This window comes from Pseudoalteromonas sp. G4 (genome assembly GCF_028875915.1).
Lineage (GTDB): Bacteria > Pseudomonadota > Gammaproteobacteria > Enterobacterales > Alteromonadaceae > Pseudoalteromonas.
In genome coordinates, this window is sequence record NZ_JAPEHW010000038.1 from 17,888 (window position 1) to 37,382 (window position 19,495).

Here is a 19,495-nt window from a genome sequence, read left to right on the forward strand (position 1 = left end):
ATTTAGAAACGAAAAATTAACCAACAATACCTAGGATATTGTCTTCACGCATGATCAAGTATTCTTGACCGTCGATTTTTTCAGTTTTTTCTACGTAAGAGCCGAAAAGAACTGTGTCACCAGCCTTAACTTCTAGTGCACGTACTTCGCCGTTCTCTAACACGCGGCCATTGCCCGCTGCAACAACTTCACCACGTGAAGATTTTTCCGCAGCCGAACCTGTAAGTACGATACCGCCTGCTGATTTAGTTTCTTCTTCAAGACGCTTTACGATAACGCGATCATGTAATGGACGAATGTTCATTATGGTTTTTTCTCCTGATTTAATTTTCTATCTCAGAAATAAGGCCTAATGGCCCAAAAAAGTTAGTTATGCAATTTATGGGGATTAAAAAATAGATCCCAAGGGGGTTATTGCAAATTTTTTAGTCTTTTCGTTCAAACTCACCCTCTAATGTATTAGATGGTTTATTTGAATGAATATGGGTCTCGCTAAATTGGTCGCGCTCAGGTGTTTGAGTATGAGTGTAAGATGAGTAATAAAAACCTCCCCCTTGCTGCGGATTGGTCATTTTAACTTTCGCTTGCGACATTAAGTTCGCCGCAAGACGCTTGCGCACAACTGGTGTTAATAACAAAAAGCCGATGACGTCGGTCATAATTCCAGGGGTTAAAAGCAGCACACCAGCAATAATCACACATAAGCCCGCAAATAGCTCTTCTGCCGGCATTTGCCCTTGCGCCATTTGTACTTGTACATTTCTAAGTGCATCAGTGCCTTGTTGTTTAACCAGCTTAGCCCCTACAAAAGCGGTGATAATAACCAAAGCAATGGTGCTCCCCCCTCCAACCACTTCGCTTACCTGAATAAGTAGGGCTATTTCAACAATCGGGATAACAATAAAAAGAAAAAATAAGGCTTTAAACATAGCACTTCCTTAAAAAGAGATGAAATCAATATTGGGGTTATCTGGTCTTAATTCAAGCTTAGGCATGGTGTGGGACAAAAATTCACCTTTAATACCATCGCCTAATCACCCTGTTTTAATGATCATTCATGATTATTCATGTATAAAATGTGAGACTTAGATGTTTTCTGAAGGTTCAGTATGGCAAATTATCAATTAGTGCTTACTACATGTGCACAAAAAGAAGATGCACATATCATTGCAAAAACACTATTAGAGAAGAAACTTGCTGCCTGCGTAAATGTCTTACCACAAATTGAGTCTTTCTATATGTGGCAAGGTAAAATGACGCAAGATACGGAAATTAAGCTGTTTATAAAAACCCAAGCGGCTAAAACTCACGTATTAATCAACACATTAAAACAGATCCACCCGTATGATGTGCCAGAAATTCAAGTGATTAACATCACTGATGGCAATGACGAATATTTTAGTTGGATAGATGAGGTACTCGCGTAATGCGCTTTATAACTTTTGGCTGTGTATTGCTACTCAACACTCTTTTTGCCTTTTTAGGTCAACCGGCAAACGCCAATACCACCTTTAATGATCTTATAAAAACCAATCAACCTCAGTTTTTAAAGGTCGATGAAGCATTTAAAATCGATTTTGACCAACAAGGATCAACCTTATTTATAGGCTGGGATATTGCTGATGGTTACTACCTTTATAAAGAAAAGCTAGAATTTGTTGCCAAAGGTGCTGATTTAACACTGCCAAAATTACCTAAAGGTACTGACCACGAAGATGAGTACTTTGGTAAAACACAAGTGTATTTTAATGAGCTCACCACAGTCTCTAAACTCGATAATGTAGTAGAGGGTGCTTACGTAAAAGTACGCTACCAAGGCTGTGCAGAAGCGGGGTTATGTTATCAACCTGTCATTGTGGAAATTCCACTAACGGCTTTCCAAAGCTCATCAGCTGACAAAACTACAAACGATAGTATTTCAGAAGCACCAGTAGCGCCATCAATTGAATCTAACAGTGAGTTATCACTTACAGACAAGTTAAACCAGCAAAGCTTACTAACTAATTTAGCCATCTTTTTTGCGTTAGGTTTAACACTTGCTTTTACGCCATGCGTATTCCCAATGTTCCCTATTCTTTCGAGCTTAATTGCAGGTCAACAAGGGTTATCAACTAAACGCGCTTTTACCTTATCTTTTGTATATGTCCAAGGTATGGCAATCACCTATGCATTACTTGGTTTAGTGGTGGCATCACTTGGTGGGCAAGTGCAAGGGTATATTCAACACCCCGCAGTACTAATTAGCTTTAGCATTTTATTTGTATTATTAGCACTTTCAATGTTTGGCTTATATGAATTTAAATTGCCAGAAAGTTGGATGACGCGCTTAACGCAACTTTCTAATAACCAAAAATCTGGCAACTACTTTGGTGTATTTATGATGGGCGTGTTGTCAGGGTTAATTGCTTCACCTTGCACTACAGCACCTTTGTCTGCTGCACTATTATATGTTGCGCAAAGTGGTGACTACTTTGTGGGTGGTATTACGCTGTATGTATTAAGCCTAGGCATGGGTATTCCACTGCTATTGTTAGGTACCTCTGGCGGTAAGTTATTGCCAAAAGCGGGCGCTTGGATGGAGCAAGTAAAAACCTTATTCGGCTTTATTATGCTAATGGTGCCGCTGATATTATTAGAGCGTATCGTACCTTGGCATATTATTGTGATGATTGGCTCCGGCTTATTATTAGTAACCGGTGTTTACCTTTATTATTGGCATACCCTGACCACCAATAACAAAGGCAAAACAGCACTCTGGTTAGTATCGTTTGTCATGGTATTTAGTGCACTCACGTCAATTAGCAACCAAATTTGGCCAACTGCAACCACCACAGCTAACACAACTGCCAGCGTGGATGTGCATGGACAATTTATTCATGTTGCAAATGTTGATGAGCTAGATGTTGAAGTAGCCAAAGCCAGTGAGCAAGGAAAGTTAGTCATGTTCGATTTATACGCTGATTGGTGCGTTGCTTGTAAGGAGTTTGAAAAATACACCTTCCCAGATGAAAATGTGCAGACAGCGTTTAAAGACTATGTGTTGATTCAAGCTGACTTAACAGAATCAAACGCTACAACCATTGCCTTTATGGAACGTTTTGAAGTATTCGGTCTGCCAACTATTTTATTCTTTGACCGCCAAGGCAAAGAATTACCAAATGAGCGAGTAACCGGCTTTCAAAGTGCTGACGAGTTTTCAGCCCACCTCACAAACCTTTCTAATAAATTCTAACTAGCTCGGTCTAATCAGCCCTGCTGATTAGACCAGTATTTTGCTGCTATATTCTGCGAACTCTCTATAATAAGACGCCATCGTGAGAAAAACTTGCTATTTACCACAACTAACCTTAAGTTAAATGTGGATTTTACAAAAAATAGCAAACCTCAATGATTTAATAGGAAGTTCACGAAAGATGACTGCACGTTTACGAGTTTTAGTAATAAATGGCCCAAATTTAAATATGTTGGGCAAACGCGAACCAGAAATATATGGTGCGCAAACACTAGCTGAAATCATGCAAGATTTAACTCAATATGCAGATTCAAAAAACGTGACACTGACACACTTTCAGAGTAATAGCGAAGCTGAATTAATAACACAGATCCATTCAGCTTATGAACAGGTTGATTTTATTATTATCAACCCAGCTGCTTTTACACACACTAGTGTGGCACTGCGCGATGCACTGCTGAGTGTATCAATTCCTTTTATTGAGGTTCACTTGACAAATATTTATCAAAGAGAAGCTTTTCGCCATCACTCTTATTTTAGTGATTTAGCAAAAGGCGTGCTCTGCGGATTTGGTGCGAGCGGTTACAGAATGGCAATAGATGCCATCTTAGCCGAACGCTAAACACACATTTAAATAAATTATTAAAAAGGCGGGTCGTTAGAATGGATATTCGCAAAATCAAAAAGCTTATTGAACTTGTTGAAGAATCAGGTATTGCTGAATTAGAAATCACTGAAGGTGAAGAGTCAGTACGTATTAATCGTCACAGCTCTGCACCTATGGCAGCACCTGTTCATTATGCGGCTGCGCCAGCTGCAGCACCTGTAGCAGCGGCTCCAGCAGCATCACCTGCGGCAACACCTTCTGAAGAAGCTGCCCCTGCAGTTGTAGCTGGCCACCAAGTAAAATCACCAATGGTGGGGACTTTCTACCGCGCTTCTTCACCTGAAGCACCTTCTTACGTTGAAGTTGGTGACACTGTAAATGTTGGTGACACGCTATGTATCGTAGAAGCGATGAAAATGATGAACCAAATCGAAGCGGATAAGGCTGGTGTTGTTAAAGCAATCTTGGTAGATAACGAAGATGCTGTTGAGTTCGACCAACCACTATTTGTAATCGAATAATACACGCAGAAGGCAACACTTATGTTAGATAAAGTTGTAATTGCAAACCGAGGCGAAATCGCCCTGCGTGTGCTACGTGCATGTAAAGAGCTCGGCATTAAAACTGTCGCAGTTCACTCTACTGCAGACAAAGACTTAAAGCACGTTTTACTTGCTGACGAAACTATTTGTATTGGTAAGCCTGCGGCATCTGAAAGCTACTTAGATACTACACGTATCATTGCTGCTGCAGAAGTAACTGATGCAGTTGCTATTCACCCAGGTTACGGTTTCCTTTCTGAAAATGCTGACTTTGCTGACCAAGTTGAGCAAAGTGGTTTTATTTTCATTGGCCCGAAAGGCGACACTATTCGCATGATGGGTGACAAGGTTTCAGCAATCGACGCAATGCGTAAAGCGGGCGTTCCTTGTGTACCGGGTTCTGATGGCCCTCTTACGGACGACGGTGAGCGTAATAAGCAAATCGCAAAACGTATTGGCTACCCTGTAATCATCAAAGCTGCTGGTGGTGGTGGTGGTCGTGGTATGCGCGTAGTACGTAACGAAGAAGAGCTTCTAGATTCAATTGCATTAACGCAAACAGAAGCAAAGCAATTCTTCAATAATGGCGTTGTTTACATGGAAAAATTCCTAGAAAACCCACGTCATATTGAAATTCAAGTACTTGCCGATGGCCAAGGTAATGCGATTCACTTAGGTGAGCGTGACTGTTCAATGCAACGTCGCCACCAAAAAGTAGTTGAAGAAGCACCGGCACCAGGTATTACGGCTGAAATGCGTAAAAATATTGGTGAACGTTGTACACGTGCATGTATTGAAATTGGTTATCGTGGTGCGGGTACCTTTGAATTCTTATACGAAAATGGTGAGTTCTACTTTATTGAAATGAATACGCGTATTCAGGTAGAGCACCCAGTAACTGAAATGGTAACTGGCGTAGACCTAATTAAAGAGCAATTAAAAATTGCAGCTGGTCAGCCTTTATCAATTACTCAAGATGATATTGTTATTCGTGGTCATGCGATTGAGTGTCGTATCAATGCGGAAGATCCTGAAACCTTTATTCCATCACCGGGTAAAATCACTCGATTCCACCCTGCTGGCGGTCTAGGTATTCGTTGGGATAGCCATATTTATGCTGATTACTCAGTACCACCTCATTACGATTCAATGATCGGCAAGCTAATCACTTATGGTGAAAACCGTGATGTTGCGATTGCCCGTGCTAAAAACGCACTTAATGAATTAGTGATTGACGGTATTAAAACAAACACCCCACTTCACAAGAAAATTCTTGCTGATGAAAACTTCCATAATGGTGGCACTAACATCCACTATCTAGAGAAGAAATTAGGGTTGTAAATCCCAAGAAAAAAGCCAGCTACCGCTGGCTTTTTTGTCACTCCTTATAGTCTTCACCCCAAGCGAACATTAAATAATCAATTGATTAATAAAATACATTTTTTACCGAATTGATTAGTGACAAGACTGATAAAACTTTTTATACTTCATCCCGCTTATTTATCTGACCTGATTAATAACGCATCTAAATGGCCCTATAGCTCAGTTGGTTAGAGCACCCGACTCATAATCGGTAGGTCCCCTGTTCAAGTCAGGGTGGGGCCACCATTTTTCCACGGTAAAAACCGAATCAATCACGCAATAAATTAATTTGAAACAAACTTATACCTTTGAGCTTTGTGCATAATTTTTAATCTCCAGTATAATTTTAGCAATTACACCTAGCTGAAAAACAAGTATGCGCTTACAGTTACCTTTTTTTATCGTTCCATTATATTTTTTAACAACTGCTGTTAACTTAGCTTTTGCCGATATTCAATCTAAGCATACTAAACTCAATTTCTCTCAACGTGCATTAACTAGTGATGCTAACCCTGCAAATACCGCGTTAGTCGTTAAGAAAGATGATGCACATGTTATGACTGGCGGCATGATAAATGGAACGGCTTCTCTTGAGTATGGAAACTTAGACGAATTATTTGACGCTTATAATAAACTATCTGGCGATTTTGAAGCTTCTGAGCCACCGCCAGGTACACCAACAAACCCAATTGAACAGCCTGACTTAATAGACTGGGATAAAATCTTTGAACAATATCCCGATTTAGAAGCCCGCCTAGGTATTATAAAAGACCAGGTTGTATCACTTGCCAGCTTGTTTGCGCTTATAGCAACTGAAGGTTACGGCAAAGCTGAATTAGGTTTGGAAGCCCCTTTTTTAGTAAGTACCAATATTTATGGCGGCAGTATTTTATTTAGTGCTAGCTATACAGGTTATTCAAAAGCTCAAGGGATTTTAGAGCAAATCCAATTTGATGCCGAGCAAGCAAAAAATGAGCTTATGCGCATACCAGATTTCGACGAAACAGATGGTATTCAGGAGTTAGATTTAAGTGCTGGGTTAAAGATGTTTTATAACCCGCAAAATAAAGGCATAAAACTCATCGTTACAAATGATAGCCTGCTGCTCGTTAAATCAGCCCGTATTAGCAAAATCAGCCTTTCCTATTCACGCGCACAATTTGAAAATGATTATGGCACTCTATATTGGGGTGTTAAACCAACATTTTACAATATAGGCATGACAAATCTTGGGGTACGCATTGGTGATCTTGAAGATGCAGAGGCTATTTTTGATGATATTAAAAACGGTGACTACCGCTATCAAAATGGCTTTGATGTGGACTTTGGTGTTTCATTTTCCAGTAATAACTACCTTATTGCTGGGCATTTAAAAAATGCTTTTGAAAGTGATTACAGTTTTCCTAAAATTGATCGACGTCGCTTTAATTCCCCTTATGTACTTCAACAACTCGATAAAAACGAACACTTCACGTTAGAACGTCAACTCACTTTGCAAACGGCTCTGTTCAGCGAAGATCATAAGTGGAGTTTTAGCATGGAAGTAGATGCTAATCCTATCCACGATCCTATGCTTGATGAATTTCAATGGCTAAATTTTACTGCAGGTTATGCTGCAGATAGTTGGTGGTTACCTAGTGCTCGCGTTGGTTTTAGTCGCAACTTAGCTGGCTCAGAATTAGCCTATTTAAACGCAGGTTTAACTTTTATGAAGTTTATCAACCTAGACATTGCTTCAACACTTGATACTGTTGAAATTGATAAACAAGACTACATGCGCGGTTTAAGTATATCGCTTGGTGTACAGTTCGATTATTAACTATGTTTTACAGATAATTGTTTTGTAAACTTATTTACGTTTACATTAGTTTATAATTCAACTTATTTACAGCTAGACTTAGCACAAAAATTAAGCAATTATTATTTACACTTAGTTAACATCTAAGTTTTTTGGGTAGCAGTTCACTTTTATAATTGTAATTACAATAGGGACCAAGAATGATCAGCTTAATTTTATACTTTACAATGCAACTTCAAATAAGCGATATAGCCAATGATAGTAACCAAGCAGTCAGTGATGCCACTGAAGTTGGTTCGTTAGGAAGACCACCTGTTAGACTACCCCCTAAAGAAGTAAAAACTGATAAGTAGTCTTTCTGAAGTTGAAAATAAAAAAGGCGCTTTAAGCGCCTTTTTTATTAGATTGCCGAATCTGCTGGGTAGTTTCGGCCATAGAAAATTTCATGCATTTCACGGCTAAGTTTATGACGAATTTCCTGTTGTTCATCTTCTGATAAATCATCTGTTGTAATACCGAAAAGATACGTATTTAAATCTGTTTCTTTCAATAGCATCTTCGTGTGGAATAAATTTTCCTGATACATATTTACATCAATCATTTGATAAGCATCTTGAGTATCTTCAGACATAAAGTTCTGAATAGAGTTAATATCATGATCGATATAATGTTTCTTACCGTCAACATCACGCGTAAAGCCGCGTACACGATAATCGATTGTTACGATATCTGATTCAAGCGAGTGAATTAAGAAGTTCAATGCCTTTAACGGTGAAATGACACCACACGTTGACACCTCAATATCAGCACGGAAAGTACAAATACCATCATGAGGGTGTTCTTCAGGGTATGTGTGAACACAGATATGGCTTTTGTCCAAATGCGCTACAACTGAATCTGGTAGTGGACCTGGCTCTTCTTGCTGCGCAGTTGCATCAGCAACTGGCTCTTCAGAAATAAGAATGGTTACACTTGCACCTTGAGGGTCATAGTCTTGGCGCGCAACATTCAGAATATTTGCACCGATAATATCAACTACTTCGCCTAAAATATCAGTTAAGCGCTCGGCACTATACTGTTCGTCAATATATTCAATATATTCTTTACGTTGTTGTGGTGTTTTTGCATAACACACGTCATAAATACTAAAGCTAAGGCTTTTTGTTAAGTTATTAAAACCGTGTAACTTTAATTTTTTAAATGGCTTTGGCACTATAAACCACCCTCAATTGTATAAAATAATCGCGATTTCGCATTTGAAGATGGCGGATTTTATATGAAAATCCACCAGCACAAAAGCAGTATTTTCGCTATTCTGAAATGATCTCGTAACTATGTGTAATATCTACTGTTTTGTCTAGCATTAGCGCCACTGAACAATATTTTTCAGCAGACAAACTAATCGCTCTTGCAAGATGTTTTTCAGAAACATCTTTACCGGTAACCACAAAGTGTAGATTAATTTTAGTAAAAACTCGCGGTGTCGTTTCAGCACGTTCAGCAGAAAGTTTTACTTCAAGATTAGAGAAGACCTGCTTTGATTTTTGTAAAATGCTAACGACATCAACAGAAGAACAACAACCCGCAGACATTAACACCATTTCCATAGGACTTGGTGCAGCGCTATCACTACCAGTATCAAATACGACATTGTGGCCAGAATTAGAAAGACCGACAAAGGTATCACCATCAACCCATTTCACATTTGCTTGCATTATTTACACTCTTGTTTGTTTATCTAACAACGATTGTATGCAAGCAAAATAAGATAGCAATAAAAAGAGGCTAACTAACAGTTTGACTTGAAGTTATGAAACAGCAGAATCGAATAGATTTTTTACTAAGCCAGCAAATTCATCAATAAATGCATGCTGCTCTATGGTTACAGGTTGATTAACAACGCCAGATAGCACTTCTTGCAAATCATACACAATGCCATCCACTTCTCGCATAATTACACTTCGGTCATCAACACTTAAGTCTTCGTGCTGCATGCAAAAGTTAATAATCTGCTCAGCAATATCATCTTCGATAAGCGCCATGACAGTTGGTGCTCCAGGACGAACTTCACCCGACTTTTCGAACAAGGATAAATGTTCTGTTAAATACATAATGAGCTCATCATAACCTTGCTTATCAATTACCATGTGATTTCCTACTACATTTTATTCGCTTGCTTCTATTTTAAGCAGATTAACTTAGTGAATACCAGCCTATACTTTTTTATGAGTTTCAGCCATCGCTAGCTAACTTAACTATAGACATAAAAAAAGCAGCTTGCGCTGCTTTTTATAATTAAACCAAGTACTAAATCTTAATACCTGGGCTTAATGTTGCTGGCATAGCAACCTTTTCTAATTCTACTGATGCAACTGGGTACGCACAGTAATCTGCCGCGTAGTAAGCACTCGCTCTGTGGTTACCTGAAGCGCCAATACCACCAAATGGTGCCGCACTTGATGCGCCAGTAATTGGACGGTTCCAGTTTACAATACCCGCACGGATGCGACGTAAGAAGTGATCATAATCAGCAGCATTGTCACTTAAAAGACCAGCAGAAAGACCGTAGTCTGTGTCATTACCTTTCTCAATTGCAGCATCAAAGTCTGTATAACGGAATACTTTCAATAATGGGCCAAAGTGCTCATCATCTGGGAAATCAGTAATATTAGTACACTCAATAATTGCTGGCGTTACAAAGCCTGTACCCGCAGTGTGCGTCATTTCAATCAATGATTCACCACCAAGTGATTGTAACTGAGCTTGTGCATCCATCATCGATTTTGCAGCAGCTTCTGAGATCATTGACCCCATAAACGGCTGGTCTTCATCATCATAAAAACCAACTTTGATTGCTTTTGTCGCTTCGATTAGTTTGGCAAGAATAACATCACCTTGCTCACCTACTGGTAAGAATAACTTACGTGCACAAGTACAACGCTGACCGCTCGATACGAACGCTGATTGAATAATATCGTGTACAACTGCATTTGTATCAGCAGCATCTTTTACGATAAGTGGGTTATTACCACCCATTTCTAGCGCTAAAATCTTACCAGGCTGGCCACCATACTGTTGGTGAATTAAGTGGCCAGTACGCGATGAACCAGTAAAGAATAAACCATCAATCCCACGGTGAGACGCAAGCGCCTTACCTGTTTCAACTTCACCTTGTACAAGGTTAATAACACCTTTAGGTAAACCCGCTTTTTCCCACAGCTTAAGTGTTAACTCTGCAACCATTGGTGTAAGTTCAGATGGTTTAAAGATAACCGTATTACCAGCTAATAACGCAGGTACTATGTGACCGTTAGGTAAGTGACCAGGGAAGTTATAAGGACCAAATACCGCTACAACACCATGGGCTTTGTGACGGATCACAGCACGGCCTTGTGGCATCGGGTTTTCAACTGTACCTGTACGCTCTAAATACGCTTTTTCAGAAATACCGATTTTACCAATCATTGCGCCAACTTCCGTTGCCGTTTCCCATAGCGGTTTACCGGTTTCAAGAGCAATAGCGTTCGCTAACTCATCTTTATTTTCAGCAAGCTGTTCAGCAAATTTCTTAACAATCTCTAAGCGTTGCTCAAATGTTAAATCAGTCCAGCTATAGAACGCTTCGCGAGCTGCTTTAATTGCAGCCTCAACTTGCTCTGCAGTTGCAGCAGTTGCTGACCAAATTACTTCCCCTTTTGCAGGGTTTAACGAGCTAAATTCAGCTCCTTCACCAGCTAACCACTGGCCATTTATAAACTGAGCGGCGTGAGTCATCTCAATTTCTCCTAACTATTTAAAGTGGTGCGATAGTGATCACATCACCTTCAGAAACATGTAGCGCATTTGCAATTTCAGCTGACAAAGTTACTGTCTCGCTGTTTGCATCCAAGGTCATTGTCGATAGTAAAGCTCTAAAGTCAACCAACTTATGATTTGAAAGCATATAACTTTGGCTTGCATCTGCTTTCATTTCACCAATAGCCACAGTACGGTTTTGGCAATCACGTATTGTTTTGATATTACTAATATCAGCTTCAACCGTTGGGCCAGCATCAAAAATATCGACATAACCATTGAAGGTAAAACCTTCATTTTTAAGCAACTCTATTGCAGGACGTGTTTTTTCGTGCACTTGACCAATTACTGCTTGCGCATTTTTGCTTAAAAGGTTCACATAAATTGGATACTTAGGCATTAACTCTGCAATAAATACTTTTTGACCAATACCTGTCAGGTAATCAGCAGTTGGGAAGTCCATTGAGAAGAAGTGCTCTTCTAACCACTGCCAAAATGGGCTTTCGCCATTTTCATCAGACACACCGCGCATTTCAGCTAACACTTTATCAGCAAAACGTTCGGTGTGAGCATTCATAAACATAAAGCGCATTTTGGATAACAACTTACCATTTCCACCTTTACGGTAATGATCTTGCAAATACAAGGTACATAGCTCTGTAGCACCCGTATAATCATTACATAAAGTGAGAATATCCACGGCTTTGTAAACATTCAGTTCACGAGAAGAGTGGATCACTTTACTTAAGTGATAATGGTAAAATGCGTCATCTAAGCCCACAGCCGCTTCAATTGCCGAAGTACCCACAACTTCACCAGTTGCCAAGTCTTCCATTACAAATAAGTAACCTTCATCTTCAGGATGAGTAACTGCTTTGCTAAAACTATGCTCTGAGCGTGCTATTTTGGATTTAAGAAGATCTTCATTTTGCGGCAAAGAAGTGAAGCCATGACCTGAATCTTCAGCAATCTTCATTAAAGCTGGATAATCCGAGCTTTTAATCGGACGAACGATAATCATTGGTAGCCCCTATAGTAAAATTAAGAAAAGCAGCCAAATGCTGCTTTTCTACCTTTGCTCTTAGCCATTAACAACTTGTGCTACAGCTTTTGCAAAACGAGCCATACCTTCGCGGATATCAGCTTCTGGAATTACTAATGAAGGCGTGAAACGAATAACGTCTGCACCTGCAACAAGTGCCATTACGCCGTGTTCAACACCGGCCGTCATAAACTCTTTTGCACGACCTTTGTATTCTTCTGTAAGAGCTAGACCTAGTAATAAACCTTTACCACGTACTTCTGCAAACACATTAAATTCTGCATTTATTTCAGCAAGAAGTTCTTTGAATAACGCTTCTTTTGCAGTTACACCTTCAAGTACTTCTGGTGTATTAACAGTATCGAATGCTGCTTCTGCAACTGCACACGCTAGTGGGTTACCACCGTAGGTAGAACCATGAGTACCGACTTTAAGGTGCTTCGCAATTTCAGTTGTGGTAAGCATTGCTCCGATAGGGAAACCACCGCCTAATGCTTTTGCTGTAGATAGAATATCAGGTGTAACACCTAAACCTTGGTAAGCATATAAGTCACCAGTACGGCCAACACCCGTTTGAACTTCATCAAAAATAAGTAACGCATTGTGCTTATCACATAGCTCGCGCACGCCTTGAATAAATTCTGAAGTAGGGCTTACTACACCACCTTCGCCTTGTAACGGCTCAAGCATAACAGCACATGTGTTATCTGAAATAAGTGCTTCAAGTGACGCTAAGTCGTTGTAGTCTGCGTGTGCAATATCACCAGGTTTAGGACCAAAACCATCTGAGTAAGCAGCTTGACCACCAACTGTTACCGTAAAGAATGTACGGCCGTGGAAGCCTTTATTAAATGAGATAATTTGCGATTTGTGCTCGCCAAAATTATCAAGCGCCCAACGACGTGCAAGTTTTAATGCTGCTTCGTTTGCTTCAGCACCTGAGTTTGCAAAGTAAACCTTATCTGCAAACGTTGCCTTAGTTAACTTTTCAGCTAAGCGAAGCGCTGGCTCATTAGCCCATACGTTTGATAAGTGCCAAAGCTTCTCACCTTGCTCTTTCAGTGCAGAAACAAGTGCAGGATGACAGTGACCTAAGCAGTTAACCGCAATGCCTCCAGCAAAGTCGACATACTCGTTATCTTGTTGATCCCATACTCGTGAACCTTCGCCTTTTACTGGAATAACCGCTGAAGGTGAATAGTTAGGTACCATTACTTGGTCAAATAATGCTCTTGAAACTGTCATTTTTACTCCTCATCAATTTTTCGGTGCACATGGCTTAATTACACTTTTGTGACACCTAAGCCCACTAGAACGGGCAAAATTCGGACTATCATTATTCCAGAAAAATACCCAACTGTCTCCATTAAAAATAGCGCCAACACCTTTAAATACAAGGCTTTCGGATAATTTTTCATGTTATATGAATAACTATTTTGTTCTATGGCACAGTGTTCTATCACACCCTACTATGTAGCCTAGTAATTAGTTTATTTAGTGAAATTTATTCACCTTGCATGATTAGGCGTAAAAAAATTGTGAAAAAAGTGCGTTTTGTTAACGCTCAATACGTAATTGCAGGTTTTGCAAACTTGTACTGGCTAATTGTTTTAACTCATTGGCAGTGAATTTATGGTGGGTAAAGAGTGCTTTTGCCTCGTCTGGTTCGATTAAGGCATGTTTTTGCAAAAATTTATAGTGACTATAAGCGCGGCCTTTAAGTACCGTTTGCGCTAGTGGTGAACACTCATCAAACGATGTGTTTTCTGCAATCTCTCGCATTGCTGATGCTATAGGAATATATTTAAGGGCCATATGCTCAATTAAAGCACACGATACATGTGGGCCTTTTTCGACTAAGAGGTTACGTAAAAACAGCGCATCGGGTTTTAATTCAGCAAGAGCAGAGTGACGTTGCTTTTCGCCATTTTCTCGTGCTTCGCGAGCGTTTTTTTCCCAAAAGCTATCAAATAGGCGTAAATACAACCTAATGAGTGCCATATTCCCAATACCATGGAACATACCAAGCACAAATGGCTGATAAGGATCTTGGTTATTTAATTCTGCTAATTTGCGAGATGCAATGCCTGCAGCCATGCCTGTTTCCCAAAGTTTGCGCTTTAGCATTTCAAACGGTGCGGTACTGTGCGGCGTCCAATGTTTTAATGAGAATGTTGGAACAATGAGTTTTAAGTTATCTAAACCGATATAGCGTAGGGCTAATGATACATTATCGACCCGCACCGCTTTGGCCGGATCTTTCTCGTTGCGGTATTGAGGCAGATTAATTAACTTTAAGATATCTTCGCCTAACCAATGCAAGTCAGTGATCAAGGGATCAATGCGCCCCACAGAAGCCGACTTAACAGCCAAGATATCCAAAGTGGCAGGAATGTTATCTTGAATTTGAATAATTTCTTTATAAATGTAATCAATATCGCTCAGCAGCGTGTCAATTTCACTTTCAATTTGTTGATGTAAATCGGCGTTAACATCAATTATAAACTGTTCATTTTTAGAATCTATTTGCTCGCGAGCTTTAGCCGCTATTTGCTCAACCTTAAGCAACTTACGAACCGGTAATGGTTCGCCGTAATCAATATCAAGTGTATGAATATAGCCAATTTGTTGCTGAGCAAATTTTTGCCCCAACAGTAAGTCGTGAAATCTGCCAAGCAGCATTTCTGCCTGCCATTTTTGCTTTGTAGCTGTATTCATGAAACCGCTATTTATCGATATTTAGTTATAAAATTATTAAGTAACGCCAGTCCTGATTGGGTCAAAATCGCTTCTGGATGAAATTGCACACCTTCTAGTGCCATGCTCTCATGTTGGATGCCCATGATTTCATTTTGCAGACCTTCCGCTGTTTGACTCCAAGCCGTAACTTTGAGCTCTTTAGGTATACTCGCCTTTTCAACAACCAGAGAATGATAGCGGCACACTTCTAATGGATTGGGTAAATTGCTAAATACCCCTTGATTAGTATGGATTATTTTTGACGTTTTACCATGCATTACATGTTTAGCACGGACCACATTAGCACCGAGGGCTTGCGCAATTGTTTGATGACCAAGACAAATCCCCAAAATAGGCAACTTACCTTTTAATTGGTTTACCACATCAAGTGAAATACCTGCTTCGTTTGGCGTGCAAGGCCCTGGCGAAAGTACCACATATTGAGGTTTTAAATTTGCTATTTCAGATACAGAGATTTCGTCATTACGCATAACCTTTACATCAACATCAAGGCGTTGAAAATATTGCACAAGGTTGTAAGTAAACGAATCATAGTTATCGATCATTAACAGCATGAAATATACCTATTTATAGAAAAGCCAGGCAACGCCTGGCTCTTATTTTACGTTAAAACGCTCTATTAAGGACGAGGGATCATACCCAGCGCGTTGTAAACCGATTTAAGCGTTGCTTCGGCACGTTCGCCTGCTTTTTCAGCGCCTGATTTCATAATGCTATTAAGTAGTGATTGATCTTCACGAATTTCTTTAAAGCGTGCTTGAATAGGTTCAATCATGTTAACTACAGCTTCAGCAGTATCTTTCTTCAGGTGGCCGTACATTTTATCTTCGTATGTAGGCACTAATTCATCAATTGTTTTGCCAGTAGCTACTGATAACAATGTTAATAAGTTAGAAACACCCGCTTTCTCTTGCGTGTCAAAGTAAATACGTGCTTGCTCGTCTGAATCGGTAACCGCTTTTTTAAGCTTTTTCTCGATCTTTTTAGGCTCATCTAGCAACATGATGTAACCATTAGGATTGTCATCCGACTTAGACATTTTTTTAGTCGGGTCTTGCAGACTCATTACACGTGCACCGAACTCTGGAATATACGGCTCAGGAATTTTAAATACGTCGCCGTATAAGTTATTAAAACGCGTTGCGATATCGCGGGTTAATTCTAAATGTTGCTTTTGGTCTTCACCTACAGGCACTTGATCTGCTTGATAAAGTAAAATATCTGCTGCTTGTAATACTGGGTAGCTGAATAAACCAACGTTGATGTTGTTGGCATTTTTTGCAGACTTGTCTTTAAACTGAGTCATGCGGTTAAGCTCACCCATTTGCGCATAACAGTTTAAAACCCAACCCAGTTGTGCATGTTCAGGCACTTGTGATTGCACAAATAATGCTGACTTTTCAGGGTCGATGCCACACGCAGCGTAAAGCGCAATACCATCAAGCACGCGTTGTTTTAAAACTTCTGGCTCTTGGCGAACGGTTAATGCGTGTAAATCAACAAGCATAAAGTAACAATCATGATCTTCTTGTAACTTAAGCCACTGGTTAATGGCACCGATATAATTACCAATTGTCATACCGCCGGTGGGCTGAATGCCACTTAACACTACAGGCTTTGTCATGATTTTCCTTTACTAATTTAATTTACAAATAAGGCCGACAATTTTAAATGCTTCGACAATGGAAGCAAGTATTTGTCGACCTGAATTTCATATTTTTAAGATTTAACGTGTGCCAATTGCTCACGCATTTTATCAATCACTTGTTTATAATCTAGTTGATTGAATATCGCAGAACCTGCAACAAACATATCCGCACCCGCATCTGCAATTTCAGCAATGTTGTCAACATTTACCCCACCATCGATTTCTAGGCGAATATCATAACCAGATTGGTCGATTAGTTTGCGCACAGCTCGAAGTTTATCAAGTGTATTAGGAATAAACTTCTGGCCACCAAACCCTGGGTTGACTGACATTAATAAGATAACGTCTAGCTTGTCCATAACATACTCTAAACATGTAAGCGGTGTTGCTGGGTTTAATACAAGGCCAGCTTTACAGCCGTGCTCTTTAATCAGCGATAAAGTACGGTCAACATGTTCACTTGCTTCAGGGTGAAAGGTAATAATGCTGGCACCCGCTTTTGCAAACATAGGAATAAGAGTATCAACAGGTTTCACCATTAAATGCACATCAATTGGTGCCTCAATACCATAATCACGCAGCGCTTTGCAGACCATTGGGCCAATTGTTAAATTAGGCACATAGTGATTATCCATTACATCAAAATGCACTACATCAGCACCGGCTTTTAAAACATTTTCAACTTCTTCACCTAAACGAGCAAAGTCAGCCGAGAGAATAGAAGGTGCAATTAAATACTGCGACATAACACTTCCTTAAATTTTTTTGTTAACACATTGAACGGGAATAGAGATTTGCTCGATTATAAGCGCCTTATACTCTAACCTATTTTTTTTCAAAAAACACCTTTACAAATAGTTAACATTTATAACATAATTTGAGATGGAGTTAGTCTATTTTGCGTTAAATTACCGTTGTGTTGTTCCTAAAACTTGGTTAAGCTTTAGTCAGGTTACTTATAGGAAGGGGCATATTTATGTTCAGCAATGGAATTAAACATACTGTGATGGCAACGGCATTTACGGTGTTTTCTGCAGCTTCTTATTCTTGGATTACAAATACCAACACAGCTTCAACAGCCTGTAATTGCCCTTCACAGTTACAGACTAACAATTCTCAGTATTTGCCTATGGGCAGTTGCCAAGCAAGAGCAGCAAACCAAAGCTGGTTTTCTTGGTTATCAGGTAAAAGTCGCAGTTCTCAGTTTCATTATTTAGATCTACTTGAGCTACTTGAATCAGGCAAAAAAGATTCAAAAGCGAATTACGCAGCCCACATTAGATAAAGGAATTTATGATGCAGTATTTACAAAGTATTTTTGCTGCATTATTTGGGGTTCAAAGCAGTAAAAAGCATCAAGACGACTTCCAAAACTTGTCCCCTAAATACCTTATTATTTTGGCATCATTCTTAACTTTAGCGTTAATTGTGGCGATTGTAGTCGTAGTAAACCTTGTAATCAGTTAAATTTCAAAATCGGCATTGGCCGACTTATAAAGAGCCATTAACTCACCAACTTTGTTTCGTTTATTCCCTTTAGGGCTAATGGTGCGCTTTACTTGTATCACGTCAAGGCTTGCTTGGGCATAAATTTTACGTGTCCACAAAGTATCGTGATTTGAAATAAGTACGGAATTACCTTGATTAAACGCTTGGCTTTCAGCAAGGTTTGCCAAGTTAGCCTGATCATCAAGATCAAAGCCACCTTTGGCATAGCTGGTGAAGGAAGCCGTTTTACTCAAAGGCACATAAGGTGGGTCACAATAAACAACTGCATTTTCAGGAATAGCTTGAAATACTTCTTCGTAATTTAAACAAGTAAATGTCGCTTTTTGTGCTTTTTCAGCAAAAAAATACAACTCATGCTCAGGAAAGTAAGGACGTTTATATTTACCAAACGGTACGTTAAATATACCTTTTTTATTATATCGGCATAACCCATTGTAACCATGGCGGTTCATATATAAGAACAAAATAGCACGTTCATAAGCATCGGATGATTCGTTAAATTGCTTACGATATTCGTAGTAAACATCGGCATCATTATTTACTTCAACAAATAACTTTCGCGCATCTGCTATGAACTCATCAGGATTATCTTTTAACTCGTTATAAAGATTAATGAGATCGGCATTTATATCGTTCAAGATATAGTGTTTAAACTGGGTATTTAAGAAAACAGAACCAGCACCAACAAAAGGTTCAACTAAGGTATCTGCTGTTGGTAAGCGTTTTGAAAGCTCTTCAACTAAGCTGTATTTACCGCCTGCCCATTTTAGAAATGCGCGTGTTTTTTTGTTCATGCTAGCTGGTTATTTTTCTTAATAAATTACGTTAAGGCGAGCTATTCTACACTAGCTACAGTGACTAAACTATGGCTTTAGTTATTTGCTTGAATTTGTTGCTGGATTTTATCCAATGATTTAGCAAACGCACCTTGCTTTAACAATCGTTCGGGTAATTGAGCTCTCGCTTGCTGCGCCTCTGCTAATGTTGCAAACAATCCATAGGTAAGCCCAAGTAATACATTGCCTTGTTTGGTTATTTCATAAACTTGCGTTGATGTTAAATTACTTTGCATCACCGTATTTGTAATCACTTGCCTATCACGTACCACCATTAATTGAATGGTGTAATAGTTTTTTGGTTGAGCTAAAAACCAATCATTACCTGAAAGCACTTTGACGGGTTGTTCTGGCTGCTGTTCTG

At 39.5% G+C, this 19,495-nt stretch carries 22 protein-coding genes and 1 tRNA gene; 9 read left to right on the top strand and 14 right to left on the bottom strand.

Translation table 11 applies throughout. The features are described 5' to 3' along the window. Window positions 1-16: 16 nt before the first annotated feature. Both ON073_RS12075 and ON073_RS12080 read right to left on the bottom strand, forming a co-directional pair. Window positions 17-304 (bottom strand): co-chaperone GroES, encoded by a 288-nt coding sequence (locus ON073_RS12075; protein ID WP_010562115.1) that lies wholly within the window; start codon window positions 302-304, stop codon window positions 17-19. Between the two features lie 121 nt (window positions 305-425). Then, window positions 426-929 (bottom strand): FxsA family protein, encoded by a 504-nt coding sequence (locus ON073_RS12080; RefSeq protein ID WP_274762129.1) that lies wholly within the window; start codon window positions 927-929, stop codon window positions 426-428. Window positions 930-1,109: 180 nt separating this feature from the next. On the opposite strand from ON073_RS12080, the gene cutA reads away from it, so the two are divergent. From cutA to traF, 7 genes are all read left to right on the top strand, one after another. Then, on the top strand, window positions 1,110-1,427 hold the full coding sequence (gene cutA / locus ON073_RS12085; RefSeq protein WP_274762130.1) for a divalent-cation tolerance protein CutA: 318 nt from the start codon (window positions 1,110-1,112) through the stop codon (window positions 1,425-1,427). After that, window positions 1,427-3,232: a protein-disulfide reductase DsbD gene (locus tag ON073_RS12090; protein ID WP_274762131.1), complete on the top strand. Its 1,806-nt coding sequence runs from the start codon at window positions 1,427-1,429 to the stop codon at window positions 3,230-3,232. The genes cutA and ON073_RS12090 overlap by 1 nt, the downstream gene beginning before the upstream one ends. 181 nt (window positions 3,233-3,413) lie before the next feature. Beyond that, on the top strand, window positions 3,414-3,854 hold the full coding sequence (aroQ, locus tag ON073_RS12095) for a type II 3-dehydroquinate dehydratase (protein WP_274762149.1): 441 nt from the start codon (window positions 3,414-3,416) through the stop codon (window positions 3,852-3,854). 41 nt (window positions 3,855-3,895) lie between these two features. Continuing rightward, entirely contained in the window at window positions 3,896-4,360 is a 465-nt protein-coding gene (gene accB, locus ON073_RS12100) for an acetyl-CoA carboxylase biotin carboxyl carrier protein (RefSeq protein WP_274762132.1), read from the top strand. Window positions 4,361-4,381: 21 nt separating this feature from the next. Then, window positions 4,382-5,722, top strand: coding sequence for an acetyl-CoA carboxylase biotin carboxylase subunit (gene accC, locus ON073_RS12105; protein ID WP_038637681.1), 1,341 nt, complete (start codon window positions 4,382-4,384; stop codon window positions 5,720-5,722). A 190-nt stretch (window positions 5,723-5,912) separates the two neighbouring features. After that, window positions 5,913-5,989 (top strand) — tRNA-Ile (locus ON073_RS12110). Window positions 5,990-6,119: 130 nt separating this feature from the next. Beyond that, the gene (traF, locus tag ON073_RS12115; protein WP_274762133.1) at window positions 6,120-7,562 is read left to right on the top strand and encodes a conjugal transfer protein TraF; all 1,443 of its coding nucleotides are present in this window, start codon (window positions 6,120-6,122) and stop codon (window positions 7,560-7,562) included. Window positions 7,563-7,941: 379 nt separating this feature from the next. Here the strand turns inward: traF and speD are convergent, their stop codons facing one another. The 10 genes from speD to rpe all read right to left on the bottom strand — a co-directional run bounded on the left by speD (window position 7,942) and on the right by rpe (window position 17,532). After that, window positions 7,942-8,754, bottom strand: coding sequence for an adenosylmethionine decarboxylase (speD, locus tag ON073_RS12120; protein ID WP_274762134.1), 813 nt, complete (start codon window positions 8,752-8,754; stop codon window positions 7,942-7,944). Between the two features lie 97 nt (window positions 8,755-8,851). Then, a complete protein-coding gene (locus ON073_RS12125) occupies window positions 8,852-9,256 on the bottom strand; it encodes an OsmC family protein (RefSeq protein ID WP_274762135.1) in 405 nt (134 codons plus the stop codon). Between the two features lie 93 nt (window positions 9,257-9,349). Beyond that, window positions 9,350-9,688: a DUF3802 family protein gene (locus ON073_RS12130; RefSeq protein ID WP_274762136.1), complete on the bottom strand. Its 339-nt coding sequence runs from the start codon at window positions 9,686-9,688 to the stop codon at window positions 9,350-9,352. A 160-nt stretch (window positions 9,689-9,848) separates the two neighbouring features. Continuing rightward, entirely contained in the window at window positions 9,849-11,315 is a 1,467-nt protein-coding gene (gene astD, locus ON073_RS12135; protein WP_274762137.1) for a succinylglutamate-semialdehyde dehydrogenase, read from the bottom strand. A 19-nt stretch (window positions 11,316-11,334) separates the two neighbouring features. Beyond that, window positions 11,335-12,357, bottom strand: coding sequence for an arginine N-succinyltransferase (astA, locus tag ON073_RS12140; protein WP_274762138.1), 1,023 nt, complete (start codon window positions 12,355-12,357; stop codon window positions 11,335-11,337). Between the two features lie 60 nt (window positions 12,358-12,417). Next, window positions 12,418-13,623 (bottom strand): aspartate aminotransferase family protein, encoded by a 1,206-nt coding sequence (locus ON073_RS12145; protein ID WP_274762139.1) that lies wholly within the window; start codon window positions 13,621-13,623, stop codon window positions 12,418-12,420. Between the two features lie 312 nt (window positions 13,624-13,935). Beyond that, a complete protein-coding gene (locus ON073_RS12150; RefSeq protein ID WP_274762140.1) occupies window positions 13,936-15,096 on the bottom strand; it encodes an HDOD domain-containing protein in 1,161 nt (386 codons plus the stop codon). Between the two features lie 11 nt (window positions 15,097-15,107). Then, window positions 15,108-15,692 carry an anthranilate synthase component II gene (locus tag ON073_RS12155; protein ID WP_274762141.1) on the bottom strand — a complete coding sequence of 195 codons (585 nt, stop codon included), beginning with the start codon at window positions 15,690-15,692 and terminating at the stop codon, window positions 15,108-15,110. Between the two features lie 65 nt (window positions 15,693-15,757). Next, a complete protein-coding gene (gene trpS, locus ON073_RS12160) occupies window positions 15,758-16,762 on the bottom strand; it encodes a tryptophan--tRNA ligase (protein WP_274762142.1) in 1,005 nt (334 codons plus the stop codon). Between the two features lie 95 nt (window positions 16,763-16,857). Continuing rightward, window positions 16,858-17,532 (bottom strand): ribulose-phosphate 3-epimerase, encoded by a 675-nt coding sequence (gene rpe / locus ON073_RS12165; RefSeq protein WP_274762143.1) that lies wholly within the window; start codon window positions 17,530-17,532, stop codon window positions 16,858-16,860. A 230-nt stretch (window positions 17,533-17,762) separates the two neighbouring features. On the opposite strand from rpe, the gene ON073_RS12170 reads away from it, so the two are divergent. Both ON073_RS12170 and ON073_RS12175 read left to right on the top strand, forming a co-directional pair. Beyond that, window positions 17,763-18,071 carry a hypothetical protein gene (locus tag ON073_RS12170; protein WP_274762144.1) on the top strand — a complete coding sequence of 103 codons (309 nt, stop codon included), beginning with the start codon at window positions 17,763-17,765 and terminating at the stop codon, window positions 18,069-18,071. 8 nt (window positions 18,072-18,079) lie between these two features. Further along, a complete protein-coding gene (locus tag ON073_RS12175; protein ID WP_274762145.1) occupies window positions 18,080-18,253 on the top strand; it encodes a DUF2970 domain-containing protein in 174 nt (57 codons plus the stop codon). Here ON073_RS12175 and ON073_RS12180 read toward each other — a convergent pair. Both ON073_RS12180 and ON073_RS12185 read right to left on the bottom strand, forming a co-directional pair. Beyond that, the gene (locus ON073_RS12180; protein ID WP_274762146.1) at window positions 18,250-19,089 is read right to left on the bottom strand and encodes a Dam family site-specific DNA-(adenine-N6)-methyltransferase; all 840 of its coding nucleotides are present in this window, start codon (window positions 19,087-19,089) and stop codon (window positions 18,250-18,252) included. The genes ON073_RS12175 and ON073_RS12180 overlap by 4 nt on opposite strands. 77 nt (window positions 19,090-19,166) lie before the next feature. After that, window positions 19,167-19,495: SPOR domain-containing protein (locus tag ON073_RS12185; RefSeq protein ID WP_274762147.1), on the bottom strand; the 329-nt coding region annotated here is incomplete at its 5' end.